This is a genomic window from Consotaella salsifontis (assembly GCF_900167365.1).
Taxonomy (GTDB): domain Bacteria; phylum Pseudomonadota; class Alphaproteobacteria; order Rhizobiales; family Rhizobiaceae; genus Consotaella; species Consotaella salsifontis.
Genome location: NZ_FUXL01000008.1, coordinates 80,049 through 95,154 on the forward strand (window position 1 = coordinate 80,049; position 15,106 = coordinate 95,154).

The following is a 15,106-nucleotide window of genomic DNA, read 5'->3' on the forward strand; positions in this document are numbered from 1 at the left end:
GCGGCAAGGTCGCGCACTTGTAACGAGCTTCATCCGCCCGCATATTATCGCACAGGCTTGCTGGGCGTCCCGCCAGCGGCGCCTCGGCCATCTTCTCCCGGCGGCTCCGCCCCGGGATGAGCCGACACCGGACGGGACACGCAGAGAGGAAAGTTCTCAAGATGGCTGACTTCAGAAATTACGGCGCGCGCATGCCGGCGGCCGGCACCCGAGCGGATGCCGCCATCGACCAGGGCCTGCGCAGCTACATGCTCAAGGTCTACAATCTGATGGCCGGTGGCCTGGCGATTACGGGCCTGGCCGCCTACGCGATCTACATGATGGCGGTGAGCGGGGACCCGACCCCCTATCAGGTCGGCGCCAACGCCTATCTCACCGACTTCGGCTATACTCTCTTCGTCTCGCCGATGAAGTGGGTGCTGATGCTCGCTCCTCTTGCCGTCGTCTTCTTCCTGTCCTTCCGCGTGCACAAGATGAGCGTTGCGGCGGCGCAGGGCACGTTCTGGCTCTATGCCGCGCTGGTGGGCGCCTCGCTGTCGACGATCTTCCTCGTCTACACGCTCGAGTCGATCACCCAGGTGTTCTTCATCACCGCCGCCTCCTTCGGCGCGCTGTCGCTCTACGGCTACACCACCAAGCGTGACCTGACGGGCCTGGGCTCGTTCATGTTCATGGGCCTCATCGGCGTCGTCATCGCCATGGTGGTCAACATCTTCCTCGCCTCCTCGGCCCTCGCCTTCGCCATCTCGGTGGTCGGCGTCCTGGTCTTCGCCGGCCTCACCGCCTACGATACCCAGCAGATCAAGGAGATGTACTACGAGGGCGACGGATCGGTCGTCATGGGCCGCAAGGCCATCATGGGCGCGCTTCGCCTCTATCTCGACTTCATCAACATGTTCGTCATGCTGCTCCAGCTCTTCGGCAACCGGAACTGATCCGGCAACCCGAACTGAGGCGGAAAATGGTGGGCGGCCCTCGGACCGCCCTTTTCTTTTGGCCGGCACCGGGGCAAGCATGGCGTCATTCGCCTCCAACCGAACCATCCCGACAATGACCGAAGTGCTGATCCGTCCCGCCGTCGCGGCCGATATTCCGGCGATCACGGCGATCTATGCCGATGCCGTGCTCTACGGCACCGCATCCTATGAGCTGACGCCGCCCGACGAGGCCGAGATGGCCCACCGCTTCGAGGGCCTCGTCAACCAGTCCTATCCCTATTTCGTGGGGGAAACGGCGGACGGCGCCCTTCTCGGCTATGCCTATGCCGGGCCGTTCCGCACGAGACCCGCCTATCGCTGGATTGTCGAGGATTCGGTCTATCTGGCGCCGCAGGCGCAGGGGAAGGGCGTGGGTCGCAAACTGCTAACGCACCTCATCGCGGTCTGCCGTGACAAGGGCTTTCGCCAGATGATCGCCGTCATCGGCGGCTCTGACCATATCGCCTCGATCCGCCTTCACGAGCGCACCGGCTTTGAGCCGATCGGCATCATGCGCAATTCCGGCTTCAAGCACGGCCGCTGGCTCGACACGGTCCTGATGCAGCTTTCGCTCGGCGAGGGCGGAGCGACGCCGCCCGACGAGACGGTCTATCCGGGTACGCTCTTCAAGGGCTGATCGGCGGGCAACGCCGGTCAGGCGTTTTCGATCACCTTCAGGTGCCGGTCGAAGACGTTGAGCACCACCGCTAGGTCGTGACCGCGCTTCAGGATCTGGCCGCCGGCGGCGACGACCGAGTACGCGCCCTGGCGGCGCGCCAGCTTCGGGTCCTTGACCACCCGGAAGAGCGGCATTTCGCTGGTGCGGCGAAAGATCGAGAACACGGCGCGGTCCTTGAGCGCGTCGATGGCATAGTCGCGCCACTCGCCGGCGGCCACCATGCGTCCGTAGACCTTCAGGATTTGGGAGAGTTCGCGCCGATCAAACGACACCAGGGGGACGGGGGGAGAGGAGCGCACCAGCGAGATGTCGATCACCGCGCTGGCGCGCTCGGGCTCGGGCCAGAAGTCGTCCACAGGCTTCGTTCCTTCTTTTGGTGTTCCACCCGAAGGTCATGGTCGCACGAAAGCCGCCCTGTCGCAAAACCTTTACGAAGGACGGCCGAGGCCCTTGCCAGAAAGGCGTTTCAGGCCGGCAAGCGCATCGCGAGACGTCGTTCAGGCGGCTATTTCAGGAGAGAAAGAGCGACCGCCGCGACGATCGGCCCCGGCGCGCCGGCCGGACCGACCTCCTGAAGCAGCGCCGCGCAGCCGGTCTTGCCGCCATCGTCATCGACGAGCGAGACGATGGGAATGTCGATCTCCATCGGCTTTCCGGCCCACATGCCCAGCACCCGCCAGTCGCGCACCGGATGGCTGTTCAGCAGCGTGCGACCGGCGTTCTCGCCATGCTTGACCGCCACCTTCACCTCTTCCTCGTAGGTCGCGAGGATGAGCAGGGTGTTCTGCCCGCTGCGCGCCGCTGCCCCGTCCGCGCGGATGTGGAGGCGGTCGCCGATGATCTCCAGCTGCAGGCGCGGCGCCTCCGCCACCGACCCGAGATGGGTGGAGGCCAGGGCGTCCTCGATCTTCTTGCGCTTCGAGCCGACCACCTGTCGGCGTCCGTTGACCACCGCTTGGGGCGTATAGACCGTCGCCGTCTTGAAGGCCTTGGCGTAGTCGCGCTGGCGATCCGTCGTCTGGGGCGAGGCGAAGGTGTCGCGCCAGCCGATGTAGTCCCAGTAATCGACGTGATAGGCGAGCGTGACGAGGTTCTCCTTGCGCGAGAACTCGGCGAAGAGCGCATCGGCGGGGGGGCAGGACGAACAGCCCTGGGCGGTGAACAGCTCGACGACGCCGGAGAACATGGTGCTGTCGGCCACTGTCGTCGCCCGCTGGGCGAGAGCGTTGCCGCAGGCAAGGAGGCTGGCGCCAAGGATCAGCAGACCGGTCTTGGCTCGCACGTCTCGCTTCTCCCTGCTCCGCCTGTCGCTCGGCGCGGCGCGCTCGCCGCCCGGATCGATATGGGATGCGATCATTAACACGGCGAAGGCGGCGTGCGAGTCAATTGCAGGTGAGGCTCAAGTCACGGCTCATGACGAAAGTGCGACGGCGCCGCAGCTTGATGCTGCGGCGCCGCCAATGTTTCCTATCGTCTCATGGACGGGAGAAAGGCTTCGAGAGCCTGCCTCAGGCGGCCAAACGCCGCAGCACGTACTGCAGGATGCCGCCGTTCTTGTAGTATTCGAGCTCGTCCAGCGTATCGATGCGGCAGTAGAGCGGCACCGTCATCACCGTGCCGTCCGCCTTCTCGATCTTCGCGTCCAGCGTCTGGCGCGGCTGGATTTCGGTCAGTCCCTCAATCGTCACCTTCTCATCGCCCTTGAGGCCGAGGCTCTGCCACGTCGTTCCCTTTTCGGCGAAGAGGAAGGGCACGACGCCCATGCCCACGAGGTTCGAGCGGTGGATGCGCTCGAAGGATTCGGCGATCACCGCCTTGACGCCCAGAAGCACGGTGCCCTTGGCCGCCCAGTCGCGCGAGGAGCCGGTGCCGTATTCCTTGCCGGCGAAGATCACCAGCGGAACGCCCTCGTCCTTGTACTTCATGGCCGCGTCGTAGATCGGCATCTTGTCGCCCGAGGGATGGTGGACGGTGACGCCGCCCTCGACCCCCGGAACCATCTGGTTCTTGATGCGGATGTTGGCAAAGGTGCCACGCATCATCACCTCGTGGTTGCCACGCCGCGAACCGTAGGAGTTGAAGTCCACCGGGCGCACCTGGTGGCTCACCAGATACTCGCCCGCCGGGCTCGCCGCCTTGATGGAACCGGCCGGCGAGATGTGGTCCGTGGTGATCGAATCCAGGAAGAGCCCAAGGATGCGCGCGCCCTTGATGTCGGTCACGGGCGGCGGCGTCTCGGTCATGCCCTCGAAGTAGGGCGGGTTCTGGACATAGGTCGAACGGTCGTCCCACTCATAGGTGAGGCCGCCGGAGACCTGGATCTTCTGCCAGTGGGCGTCGCCCTTGAAGACGTCGCCGTAGCGGCTCTCGAACATGTCGCGCGTCACCGTCGCCCGGACGATCTCGGCAACCTCCTTGGTCGAGGGCCAAATGTCCTTGAGGTAGACGTCGTTGCCGTCCTTGTCCTTGCCCAGCGGCTCCTTGGTGATGTCGACGAACATCGAGCCGGCGATGGCATAGGCGACGACCAGCGGCGGCGAGGCGAGATAGTTCGCCCGCACGTCCGGATTGACGCGGCCCTCGAAGTTGCGGTTGCCCGACAGCACCGAGCAGACGACGAGGTCGTTCTCGTTGACGGCTTCGGAGATCGGCTCCGGCAGCGGCCCGGAATTGCCGATGCAGGTGGTGCAGCCATAGCCGACGAGGTTGAAGCCCATGGCGTCCAGGTCCTTCTGGAGCCCGGCCTTCTGAAGGTACTCCGTCACCACCTGGCTGCCGGGAGCGAGCGAGGTCTTCACCCACGGCTTCACCGTCAGCCCCTTGGCGTGGGCGTTGCGGGCGAGAAGGCCCGCCGCCACCAGCACGTTGGGGTTGGAGGTGTTGGTGCAGGAGGTGATGGCCGCGATCACGACGTCGCCATGGGCAAGGCCATGATCCGCGTCGCTCACGGCAACGCGGGTCTTGGCGGCGACGGCGGCGTCCACCGCTTCCTTCTTCGCCGGGCCGACGATCTCGCCGATGGCCGACTTGAAGGCCGGGGCGGCGTCGGTCAGCGCCACGCGGTCCTGCGGGCGCTTCGGGCCGGCGAGCGAGGGAACGACGGTTGCAAGATCGAGCTCCAGCGTGTCGGTGAACACCGGATCGGGCGTGCCGTCCTCGCGGTACATGCCCTGCGCCTTGGCATAGGCCTCCACCAGCGCGATACGGTCCTTGTCGCGGCCCGTCGCCTCCAGATAGGCGATCGTGTCCTTGTCGATTGGGAAGAAGCCGCAGGTCGCGCCATATTCCGGCGCCATGTTGGCAATGGTCGCCTGATCCTCGAGCGAGAGGTTCGACAGGCCGGGGCCGAAGAACTCGACGAACTTGCCGACGACGCCCTTCTTGCGCAGCATCTGCGTGACGGTGAGCACGAGATCGGTGGCGGTGGTGCCATCGGGCAGACGGCCCGTGAGACGGAAGCCGATGACCTCGGGAATCAGCATGGAGATGGGCTGGCCGAGCATCGCGGCCTCGGCCTCGATGCCACCGACGCCCCAGCCGAGAACCGACAGGCCGTTGACCATGGTGGTGTGCGAATCGGTGCCCACCAGCGTATCGGGATAGGCGATGGTCTCGCCGCCCTCTTCCTTGGTCCACACCGTCTGGGCGAGGTATTCGAGGTTCACCTGATGGCAGATGCCGGTGCCGGGGGGAACGACGCGGAAGTTCTGGAAGGCTTCCTGGCCCCAGCGCAGGAACGTGTAGCGCTCGCCGTTGCGGTCGAACTCGGCGTTGACGTTCTTCTCGAAGGAATCCGGCTGGCCGAAATAGTCGACCATCACCGAGTGGTCGATGACGAGGTCCACCGGAACCAGCGGGTTGACGCGCTTCGGATCGGCGCCGAGCGCCTTCGTGGCGTCGCGCATCGCCGCAAGATCGACCACCGCGGGCACGCCGGTGAAATCCTGCATCAGAACGCGCGCCGGCCGATAGGCGATCTCATAGCCGGCCGCTCCCTTGTCGGAGAGCCAGGCGGCGACCGCGCGGACATCGTCCGCCTTGACGGTGCGCTCGTCCTCGTTGCGCAGGAGGTTCTCGAGCAGCACCTTCATGGAGAAGGGCAGGCGCGAAACCCCTTCGAGCCCGTTCTTCTCCGCCTCTTTCAGGTCGTAATAAACATAGGACTTGCCGTTCACCGACAGGGTCTTGCGGCTTTTGAACGTATCAAGTTTTTGTGCCACGGATTCTCTTTCCTTCCCGAACCAAGTTTCAGTCCGAAGGGCGAACGCCCGTCGCGCGAAGAAGGCACGCGAGGAAAGCGGGTACGACCATTTCCGCCTGTCCGCCCCGACGCCGCCTCCCCCCGATGACATGGATCAAGGCAGGCGTCGCGTGATCGGCGCTCAAAAAGTGCCCACGCCGGTCGCTGGTGTGGTTGTCGTGGTTATAGGTAACTTTGTAATGGCTAGGAAGAGCTTGGAACGGCTCAAATATGAGAAACCTTGATCAATCGTGACGCCGTTGAGACACAGCCGCCGATTGCAGCCCGGGAGCACCCTTTGATCACGGTCACGGCGGCCGGCCTTTCGGCCGGGCGGGGCAGCGAAACGGTCGTTCCCCCACAGGATTTCACGGTCTCTTCCGGCGAGGCGCTGGTCGTCACCGGAAAGAACGGCATCGGCAAATCAACCCTGCTGCGCACCATCGCGGGGCTTCTACCGGCCATGGGCGGCGCGATTTCGGTCGACGGCGCGCTGACGCCCGAGGGCGAGCCGGCCGAGCATGTCTCGGAGATCGCCCATTATCTCGGGCACCGCCACGCGATGAAGGCAAGCGTCACCGTGCGCGGCAATCTCGCCTTCTGGCAGAGCTTTCTCGGCGGCGTCCGGCACACGGCGGAAGAGGCGCTGGAGGCCGTTGATCTCTCCCACGTGCTCGATCTTCCCTTCGGCTACCTCTCGGCGGGGCAGCAGCGGCGCGCCGCGATGGCTCGCCTTCTCGTCGTCGAGCGGCCTCTCTGGATCCTCGACGAGCCAACCTCGGCGCTCGACGTCCACGCCCAGGCGCGCTTTGCCGTGCTGATGACGGCGCACCGGGCCAAGGGCGGGTTGATCATCGCCGCCACCCACCACGCGCTCGGCCTGGAGGATGCCCGCTCGCTTCATCTGGAAAGAGACGCGACGCCCGCCTTCCACGGCTTCACGGAAGAAGACCTTGCCGCCGAGGAGGGCTGGTCATGATCGCCATATTCCGGCGCGACCTTTCCCTCGCCTTCTCCTCGGGCGGAGGAGCGACGACGGGCGTCATCTTCTTTCTCGCCGTGGTTGCAACGATCCCCTTCGGCGTCGGCCCCGACCTCAATCTCCTATCGCGCATCGGCCCGGCAATCCTGTGGATAGGGGCGCTGCTCGCCACCCTTCTCACCCTCGATCGCCTGTTCCAGGCCGATCGGGAGGATGGCACGCTGGACCTTCTCGTCGCCGGCCCGACGCCGCTCCCCCTCGTCGTGCTTTCGAAGTGTCTTGCCCATTGGGTGGCCGGCGGCCTGCCGCTGGTGATCGCTGCGCCGGTGCTCGGCCTCTTCCTGGCGCTGTCACCGACGGCCATCGGCGCGGTGATGGCGACCCTCCTGGTCGGCACCCCGGCGATCACGCTGATCGGCGCGGTGGGCGCGGCCGTCGCCGTGGCGCTGCCGCGCGGCGGGCTCCTCGTCTCGGTGCTGGTGCTGCCGCTGGCGATCCCGGTGCTGATCTTCGGCGTGCTCGCCACCTACGGCGCCGTCAACGACCCCGACCCGTTCCTGCCGCCCTTCCTCATCCTTTGCGCCCTCACCCTCTTCTTCAGCGCCATCGGCCCCATCGCGGCCGCGGCGGCGTTGCGGGCGAGCGGGGATTGAGGAGGGCGCTTGGCGGCTAGGTCGCCGATCCGGCGATCCCATTAGTTGATAACGCGGTCAATGATCTGCCCAGCAGGACACTCAACCGGGCTGCAGATGGATCACGGCGTTTCCCCGTCATCCTCGGCCGTCAGGCCGGGGATCCATGCCGAAAGCGCTCAAGCCGCCAATTCGTCAACGGACTGCCGCGCCACCGCCGAGGCATGGATCCCCGCGCTATCGCGCGAGGATGACGCGGCGGCTATATGGCTCGCACGCGATCCCATCGCCGTCACTGTCGAGCCAGGGCCAATATCCCGGCCCGCCACGATAGGCGGGCGCGAGGCCAACCGCCCTCGCAGCGGCACAATTTGGCAGGGAAGCGAGGTGACGCAAAGTGGTGCTCGGCGGCCATGGGCTGGCGAAAAAACCAAGCCCCACAATCACGATGAGAATGACGGGCAATGCCGCCACGCAAAGCTTCCTGAGGCGCCGGTTGCGCGCCGGCCGGAAGAGATGTCGCGAGACGCGAGCAAAGCGACCCCGAAGGTGGCGCACTCGTTCTTCACGATGGTCTTCAGCGGCGCGGTGAGAGAGCAAGGAGATCGGCAATTGAGTCTCTCTGATCATCAGGAGTAAGACGTTGCCACCGTTCCGCTGATCGATCGCTAAATCCAATCCGCAAACTTTATAAAAACGCCTGTTATCCCTGTATCGATCTGGCCCTTCGACTTGCGTTGCAGGCTTGCGACGAGGCAAATACAAGCCGCCGCTTGGCCGCCGAGGGAGTATCCACCATGACCGACTGGAACGCCGATCTCTATCTGAAATTCGCAGATGAACGGACGCGGCCGGCGCGGGAGCTTTTGGCGCGTGTGCCGCTGGAGAGCGCGGCGACGGCGGTCGACCTCGGCTGTGGGCCGGGCAACTCGACGGCGCTCATCGCCGAGCGCTTTCCCGAGGCGGCGATCACCGGCGTCGACACCTCCCCCGCCATGCTGGAGAAGGCGCGCGCCGCCCTGCCCAACTGCACCTTCATCGAAGGGGACGTTGCGACCTATGCGCCCGAGTGGCCGGCCGACCTGATCTTCGGCAATGCCGTGCTGCAGTGGCTCGGCGACCACGAAAGCCTGTTTCCCTTGCTCATGCAGCGCCTTGCCCCCGGCGGCGCCCTCGCCATCCAAATGCCCGACAATCTCGGCGAGCCCTCGCACCGGGCGATGCGCGAAACGGCGGCGGACGGACCCTGGGCGGGCAAGCTCTCGCGAGCGGCGGCGAGCCGCACGAAAATCCTATCCACCGAGGCCTATTATGATCTCCTCGCGCCGCTGGCAGACGAGATCGACGTCTGGCGGACGACCTATAGCCACGTCATGGAAGGGCCGGCCGCCATCGTCACCTGGCTGAAGGCGACAGGGCTGAGGCCCTTCCTTGCCCCCCTCGACGAAAGCGAGCAGACCGGTTTCCTCGCCGCCTACGAGGCCCGCCTTTCCGAGAGCTACCGGCCGAGAGCGGACGGCAAGGTGCTTCTTCATTTCCCGCGCCTGTTCATCGTCGCGCGCCGCAAAGCGTGATCCCTCGCCGGCCAAAACTTGACCTGGAACAAAGGCTTCAGGCCTCATTCGTGAGACACGATTTGCCGTTGTCCGAGAACAGTTCTAGTGTGCGCCGCATGAGCAATGTCGCAACCTCGCCGTCGCGCTTTGCGGCGCTCGCCAATCCGACGCGGTTTCTCCAGCTTTCGGGGGCCATCCAGCCATGGCTCTACGGGCTGGCGCTCGTCGTTCTGGCGGCGGGGCTCTTCCTCGCGCTGACGGCGCCGGACGACTACCAGCAGGGCTCCACCGTCAGGATCATGTTCATCCACGTGCCCTTTGCCTGGATTGCCATGATGACGTGGACGGTGATGAGCGTCTCCGCCCTCGGCACGCTGGTCTGGCGGCATCCGCTGGCCGACGTTTCCGTCAAGGCGGCGGCGCCCATCGGCGCGGTCTTCACCTTCCTGTCGCTCGTCACCGGCTCCATCTGGGGGCGGCCCATGTGGGGCACGTGGTGGGTGTGGGATGCCCGCCTCACCTCGGTCTTCATCCTGTTCCTGATGTATCTCGGCCTTATCGCGCTGACGCGCGCGCTGGAGGACCCCGGCCGTTCGGCGCGGGCGGCCGCCGTTCTGGTGCTGGTCGGCTTCGTCAACATCCCGATCATCAAGTTCTCGGTGGACTGGTGGAACACGCTGCATCAGCCCGCCAGCGTCATGCGCGTTGACGGCCCCGCCATGCCCGCCGCCTTCCTGGTGCCGCTCCTGGTCTGCGCCGCCGGCTTCACCCTTCTCTTCTTCGCCATGCACCTCACGGCCATGCGCACCGAGGTGCTGCGGCGGCGCGTCATGGCCCTGTCGCGCCTTGCCGCCCGCGCCTCCGGCGCCTGAGACGGACCTTGCCATGCAGAACGAGTATTTCGCCTTCATTTCCGCTGCCTACGGCGTCTCGGCGCTGTCGCTCCTCGGCCTCGCGCTCTGGCTCTTCCTCGATGCGCGTGGACGCCAGCGCGAGTTGAAGGCGCTCGAGGCGCGCGGCATCCGCCGCCGTTCCGACGCCTCGGCGCGGGGGACGGCCGCGTGAGCGAGACCGCCTCTGGCAACGATGCGGGCCAAGCCGAGGCGCCGCGCCGGCGCACCGGCCTCTGGGTCGCGCTGCCGCTGCTCTTCTTCTTCGCGCTGGCCGGCGTCTTCCTCTACCAGCTCTCCTTCGGCCAGGACCCGCGCGAGGTCCCGTCCGTCCTCATCGGCAAGCCCGCGCCACGCACGGTGCTGCCGGCATTGGCGGGCATCGCCGCGCCCGGCGGCCAGCCGGTAAAGGGCCTGGATCTGCCCGCCCTGCTCGCCGAGGGCAAGCCGGTGCTGGTCAACGTCTTCGCGTCCTGGTGCGTCCCCTGCCGCGTCGAGCACCCGATCCTTCTCGATCTCGCCAAGGATCAGCGCTTCACGCTGGTCGCCATCAATTACAAGGACAAGCCCGAAAACGCGCGCGGCTTCCTCGACGGCCTCGGCAACCCCTTCTCCGCCATCGGCGCGGACGAGAAGGGCACGAGCACCATTGACTGGGGCGTCTATGGCGTGCCGGAAAGCTTCCTCGTTTCGCCCGACGGCACCATCGCGTGGAAGCAGACCGGCCCGTTCACGCCCGAGGTGGTCAAGGGACCGCTGGAGCAGGCGCTCGGCAAGGTTCTGGCCGGCGCGAAATAATCTTCAGGCGCCGCTGCGTCGTTTGATCTGCATGAACCCTTCCGACCGCCCCCGCCGAACCATGAACCCTTCCGACCGCCCCCGCCGAACATGGTTGGCAGGGGCGACGGAAATTCATATGGCAAAGGCTCAGCCTTCATCGATGGACCAGACCCGAATGCGGTGGCCATCGGGATCGAGCGCCAGAAAATTGAGCCCGAAGTCCGCGGCCTGAGGTCCTTGCGCGATGGCGATCCCATCGGCTTTCCATGTCTCGTGAAGCGCTTTCACCGCCCCGGCCGTCTCCAGGCGAAGGCCGAGTTCGACGGTGCCCGCGCCGGTGCTGACGGCGGGCTTTCCCTTGGCCCAAAGCCCGAGGCGCAGCCCCGTGGACAGGATGAAGAGCGCGAATTGTCTTCCACCACGGTCGGCGCGACATCGAAGAGCTTGCCGTAGAAGGCAGCGCTTTTCGCCGAGTCGGCGACGTGAAGAAGAACGTAGCTGGGATGGGTGGTCATGGGTCGTCCTTTCCTTTGGGAAGAGGAGCAGACCCTACGAGCCTCCACTGCCAGATTGTGTCAGCAGCGTTCAGTGGCGGGGCAACAATCAATCGAAGGTGCGTGTGATGCCTTGGCTGTCTCTCCAGGCTTTCATGAGCGCCGGCCGGGAGGACGGATAGCGCTCCCCCGACATCTCAGCCGCCCCGATGCGGTCGGCGCGGAAATGTCGGAAGTCCTGGCGCAGCTCGCACCAGGCGACCAGCATTCTCACCTGATCGAAGAAGGCGAGCACGAAGGGCCAGACGGTGCGCCGCGACTCGGCGTCGCCGCCATCGCGATAGTGGATCGTCAACTTGCGGCGCTCGCGCACGGCCTGCCTCAGCAGCGCAAGAGGCACAGCATGGTGCTCGATCTCCATCGAAGCGACCACGAGGCCCGAGGTTTGCAACTCGGTCTTAAGGTCTTCCGGCAGGACCGCCGCGATCTTGGCGAGCGCCCCTCTGGCTGCGGCCGACAGCGCCCCGTCGCCGCGCTCCGCCACCCATCGCGAGCCGAGAACCAGCGCTTCGATCTCCTCGCTCGAGAACATCAGCGGCGGCAAGAGAAACCCAGGCTTGAGCACATAGCCGACGCCCGCCTCACCCTCGATTGCCGCGCCCTGCGCCTGCAGGCTCGCGATGTCGCGATAGAGCGTGCGCAGGGAGACGCCCGTCTCTTCGGCCAGGAGACGGCCGCTGACCGGCCGGCGATGGGCGCGAAGGACTTGAAGGAGGCGCAACAGGCGCTCGGAGCGAGACATGGCCTCCACTATATCCCGATACTGACAGTTCGTGGCAGCAGTATCGCCTATCCATTCAGCGGAAGGAGCGCCTCCCCAGCACGCGCGAGGTGTGACGATCCAGCATCAGTTAATGCCGACCTTCAAACGTTAACCTTTCGTTAACCATTCAAGGCCAGATTCAGCTTTGCGGGTACGGAGCATGATCCAGGAAGCTCCCGAGGCTCTCTGGGAACATGCATAAAACAAGAAGATCGAGTGACGACGCGGTCCAGCGGGAACGCGCTTCGCTCAGGAAGAGAGACGGCAAAAGACCGCCCTCTTCGTCGATATCGCGGGCGGGTCGCGGCTTTCGAGGGGTGTTAAGCCGCGCCCGCCCATCTCCTCCGCACTTCTCTCATTTGGGATCGCCGAGGGACCGCGCCTGATCGAGAAGCGCGATCACCTCCTCGTCCGACGTCTGATCGAAATCGACATAGGCTTCGCCGACCGAGCGAAAGTCCTCGGGCTGCCTCAGGCAGAAGATCTCGCTCGCCGCCTCCGAAAGACCTGCAAGCGCGGAGGACGGCGCCACCGGCACGGCGAGGATGAGCCGGCTGGCCCCTGAGCGCGCCAGAGCCGTCAGGGCCGCGCGGGCCGTTCCGCCCGTCGCGATCCCGTCATCCATCAGGATGACCGTGCGCCCTTTCAGGTCGGGCCGAACGCGGTCGCGGCCATAGAGCGCCCGCCGGTGCTCGATCTCCGCCACCTGCCGCCGGGCCTCGGCCTCGACATAGGCGGGAGACGCTTCGACGAAGGTCGTGACCTCGTCGTTGAGGACGATTTCCGCCGGCTCCCCCTCGACCACGGCGCCGAGCCCAAGCTCAGGCTCGCCGGGCGCGCCGATCTTGCGCACCAGGAGAACGTCGAGCGGAGCCTTCAACGCGCTTGCCACCTCGAAGGCGACGGGCACCCCGCCGCGCGGCAGGGCGAGGACAACCGGGCGCGACGCCGCCAAAGGGACGAGCACCTCCGCCAGCATTTGGCCGGCATCGCGGCGATCGGCAAAGGGCTTTTCGGGAATCGTCATTCGAACCTCCCGGCCGGAATGCGCCCCGCGCGGCAAGGAAAAGGCCCACCGCAAACTCGATTCTCAGTTGGTGCCGCCGTGCGACCTCGACCATTCCTCGGGGGCATGGAGGAAAGCTTCAACCTCGCTGAGCGTTCGCTCATCGAAATATGACTTGTCGCGAGCGACCTTCAAGACATCCCACCAGCTGGCGAGCCAGTGAAGCTCAAGGCCGAGCTCATCGAGGCGCGTCTTCGCCCTCAGGAAGATGTCGTAGTAGAAGACCACGAACGAGTGATCGACCTTGAGGCCTGCGTTGCGCATGGCCTCGCAGAACTTGATCTTGGAGCCGGCGTCGCTGGCGAGATCCTCGACAAGGAGCGTGCGCGCGCCCTCGCTATAGGCGCCCTCGATCTGGGCGCCGCGTCCGAAGCCCTTCGGCTGCTTGCGGATATATTGCATCGGCAGCGCCATACGATCGGCGATCCAGGCCGCGAAGGGTATGCCCGCTGTCTCGCCGCCTGCCACGGCGTCCAGCGATTCGAAGCCAACTTCCGACAGAATGACGGAGGTGGCGAAATCCATCAGCGTGGTGCGCAGACGCGGGAACGAGATGAGCTTTCGGCAGTCGATATAGACAGGACTCGCCGCGCCGGAAGTCAGACGAAAGGGCTCGTCCGCGCGAAAATGCACGGCCTGCACCTCGATCAACATCTTGGCCGTCATCTCGGCGATCAGGGTCTTGTCGGGAAAGCTCGTCACGTCCGGCCTCTTCGCGTGCGACAGAAGGAAACGGCGCCGTTCCTCCGTTCGGGAGGACAGGCCGCTGATGGTGGGGCATCTAGCCTTCAGCCGCGCGTGGCTTCAAGTACCGCCGGCGAGCAGAATGGACTTGCCAGTCGCTTCTCGACCGCCAATTGTTGCGAAGGAACCCGCTCCCTTCAGGCGTCACTCGTCGATGGGGCAATCCGACCAATCAAGGGGAAGCCATCATGCGCTTAGGGATCATCGGCCTCGGCCGAATGGGCGGAAACATCGCCCGCCGCCTGGTACGCGGCGGCCACGAATGCGTGGTCTACGACCGCAGCGAAAAGGCGGTCGCCGCCCTGGCCAAGGAGGGCATGACGCCCGCAACTTCGCTGGAGGACATGGCGGCCAAGCTCGACGGGCCGCGTATCTTCTGGGTGATGCTGCCAGCCGGCGCACCGACCGAACAGACCGTCACCGATCTTTCGGGCATCGGGCAGGCCGGCGACGTCATCATCGATGCCGGCAACACCTACTACAAGGACGACATGCGCCGGGCGAAAATGCTTGGCGAGAAGAATATGCACTATATCGACATCGGGACTTCGGGCGGCGTCTGGGGCCTCGAGCGCGGCTATTGCATGATGATCGGCGGCCCAAAGGAGCAGGTCGACCTTCTCGATCCGATCTTCGATACGTTGGCGCCGGGCTATGGCGACATCGTGCGCACCCATGGACGGGACGAGCCCGATGACCGCGCTGAACGTGGCTATATCCACGCCGGACCGGCGGGCGCCGGCCACTTCGTCAAGATGGTCCACAACGGCATCGAGTACGGCATGATGCAGGCCTATGCCGAGGGCTTCGACATCCTCGCCCAGAAGGCGTCGGACAAGCTGCCGGAAGAGGAGCGCATGGAGCTCTTCCTGCCCGACATCGCCGAGGTCTGGCGGCGCGGCTCGGTCATCTCCTCCTGGCTTCTCGACCTCACCGCCCAGGCGCTCGCCAAGGACAAGGAGCTCTCGCAGTTCTCCGGGCACGTCAGCGATTCGGGCGAAGGGCAGTGGACCATTGAGGCCGCGATGGAGGAGGCCGTGCCGGCCCACGTGCTGACGGCGGCGCTCTACGCGCGCTATCGCTCCCGCATGGACCATACGTTTGGCGAAAAGCTGCTCTCGGCCATGCGCTTCGGCTTCGGCGGCCATGTCGAGATGCCGCAATAACTGGCGCTGAGAAGCAAGCGCGAAAGCTCGCAAAAAACAAAAGGCCGGGCGCCCTTGGCGGCCCGGCCTTCTCATGC

The 15,106-nt window shown here is 65.6% G+C and carries 18 protein-coding genes; 9 read left to right on the forward strand and 9 right to left on the reverse strand.

From position 1 onward, the window contains the following. The first annotated feature begins 161 nt into the window (after positions 1-161). Positions 162-935 (forward strand): Bax inhibitor-1/YccA family protein, encoded by a 774-nt coding sequence (locus B5D38_RS12785; RefSeq protein ID WP_078708825.1) that lies wholly within the window; start codon positions 162-164, stop codon positions 933-935. A gap of 115 nt (positions 936-1,050) precedes the next feature. Further along, positions 1,051-1,614, forward strand: a complete 564-nt coding sequence (locus B5D38_RS12790; protein ID WP_078708935.1) for a GNAT family N-acetyltransferase — start codon at positions 1,051-1,053, stop codon at positions 1,612-1,614. 17 nt (positions 1,615-1,631) lie between these two features. Here B5D38_RS12790 and B5D38_RS12795 read toward each other — a convergent pair whose 3' ends face one another. From B5D38_RS12795 to acnA, 3 genes are all read right to left on the reverse strand, one after another. Beyond that, the gene (locus B5D38_RS12795) at positions 1,632-1,973 is read right to left on the reverse strand and encodes a DUF2794 domain-containing protein (protein ID WP_165690863.1); all 342 of its coding nucleotides are present in this window, start codon (positions 1,971-1,973) and stop codon (positions 1,632-1,634) included. Positions 1,974-2,161: 188 nt separating this feature from the next. After that, positions 2,162-2,938, reverse strand: coding sequence for a DUF1223 domain-containing protein (locus tag B5D38_RS12800; protein ID WP_165690853.1), 777 nt, complete (start codon positions 2,936-2,938; stop codon positions 2,162-2,164). A gap of 226 nt (positions 2,939-3,164) precedes the next feature. Next, a complete protein-coding gene (gene acnA / locus B5D38_RS12805; protein WP_245319188.1) occupies positions 3,165-5,876 on the reverse strand; it encodes an aconitate hydratase AcnA in 2,712 nt (903 codons plus the stop codon). Positions 5,877-6,197: 321 nt separating this feature from the next. Between acnA and ccmA the strand changes: the two genes are divergently transcribed. Further along, complete coding sequence (gene ccmA / locus B5D38_RS12810; protein ID WP_078708936.1) at positions 6,198-6,875, forward strand: heme ABC exporter ATP-binding protein CcmA; 678 nt, start codon at positions 6,198-6,200, stop codon at positions 6,873-6,875. After that, a complete protein-coding gene (gene ccmB / locus B5D38_RS12815; protein WP_078708829.1) occupies positions 6,872-7,531 on the forward strand; it encodes a heme exporter protein CcmB in 660 nt (219 codons plus the stop codon). Before ccmA ends, ccmB begins: the two co-directional genes overlap by 4 nt. A 216-nt stretch (positions 7,532-7,747) precedes the next feature. Here ccmB and B5D38_RS12820 read toward each other — a convergent pair whose 3' ends face one another. Next, positions 7,748-8,140, reverse strand: a complete 393-nt coding sequence (locus B5D38_RS12820; RefSeq protein WP_078708937.1) for an excalibur calcium-binding domain-containing protein — start codon at positions 8,138-8,140, stop codon at positions 7,748-7,750. A gap of 167 nt (positions 8,141-8,307) precedes the next feature. Here B5D38_RS12820 and tam point away from each other — a divergent pair, with 167 nt between their 5' ends. From tam to B5D38_RS12840, 4 genes are all read left to right on the forward strand, one after another. Then, positions 8,308-9,084, forward strand: a complete 777-nt coding sequence (gene tam, locus B5D38_RS12825) for a trans-aconitate 2-methyltransferase (RefSeq protein ID WP_078708830.1) — start codon at positions 8,308-8,310, stop codon at positions 9,082-9,084. Positions 9,085-9,182: 98 nt separating this feature from the next. Then, complete coding sequence (locus B5D38_RS12830) at positions 9,183-9,938, forward strand: heme ABC transporter permease (RefSeq protein ID WP_078708831.1); 756 nt, start codon at positions 9,183-9,185, stop codon at positions 9,936-9,938. Positions 9,939-9,951: 13 nt separating this feature from the next. Next, complete coding sequence (gene ccmD / locus B5D38_RS12835) at positions 9,952-10,131, forward strand: heme exporter protein CcmD (protein ID WP_078708938.1); 180 nt, start codon at positions 9,952-9,954, stop codon at positions 10,129-10,131. Further along, positions 10,128-10,754: a DsbE family thiol:disulfide interchange protein gene (locus B5D38_RS12840; protein ID WP_078708832.1), complete on the forward strand. Its 627-nt coding sequence runs from the start codon at positions 10,128-10,130 to the stop codon at positions 10,752-10,754. Before ccmD ends, B5D38_RS12840 begins: the two co-directional genes overlap by 4 nt. Before the next feature lie 129 nt (positions 10,755-10,883). On the opposite strand, the gene B5D38_RS22225 is transcribed toward B5D38_RS12840, so the two are convergent. From B5D38_RS22225 to B5D38_RS12860, 5 genes are all read right to left on the reverse strand, one after another. Then, complete coding sequence (locus tag B5D38_RS22225; protein WP_165690854.1) at positions 10,884-11,024, reverse strand: VOC family protein; 141 nt, start codon at positions 11,022-11,024, stop codon at positions 10,884-10,886. Further along, entirely contained in the window at positions 11,021-11,251 is a 231-nt protein-coding gene (locus tag B5D38_RS22065) for a VOC family protein (protein ID WP_131829918.1), read from the reverse strand. Before B5D38_RS22065 ends, B5D38_RS22225 begins: the two co-directional genes overlap by 4 nt. Positions 11,252-11,339: 88 nt before the next feature. Beyond that, positions 11,340-12,032 carry a helix-turn-helix transcriptional regulator gene (locus B5D38_RS12850; RefSeq protein ID WP_078708834.1) on the reverse strand — a complete coding sequence of 231 codons (693 nt, stop codon included), beginning with the start codon at positions 12,030-12,032 and terminating at the stop codon, positions 11,340-11,342. Between the two features lie 376 nt (positions 12,033-12,408). After that, positions 12,409-13,080 (reverse strand): phosphoribosyltransferase, encoded by a 672-nt coding sequence (locus B5D38_RS12855; RefSeq protein WP_078708835.1) that lies wholly within the window; start codon positions 13,078-13,080, stop codon positions 12,409-12,411. A gap of 63 nt (positions 13,081-13,143) precedes the next feature. Next, positions 13,144-13,821, reverse strand: a complete 678-nt coding sequence (locus tag B5D38_RS12860; protein WP_078708836.1) for an orotate phosphoribosyltransferase — start codon at positions 13,819-13,821, stop codon at positions 13,144-13,146. A gap of 230 nt (positions 13,822-14,051) precedes the next feature. On the opposite strand from B5D38_RS12860, the gene gnd reads away from it, so the two are divergent. Continuing rightward, a complete protein-coding gene (gnd, locus tag B5D38_RS12865) occupies positions 14,052-15,029 on the forward strand; it encodes a phosphogluconate dehydrogenase (NAD(+)-dependent, decarboxylating) (protein ID WP_078708837.1) in 978 nt (325 codons plus the stop codon). Positions 15,030-15,106: the final 77 nt, after the last annotated feature.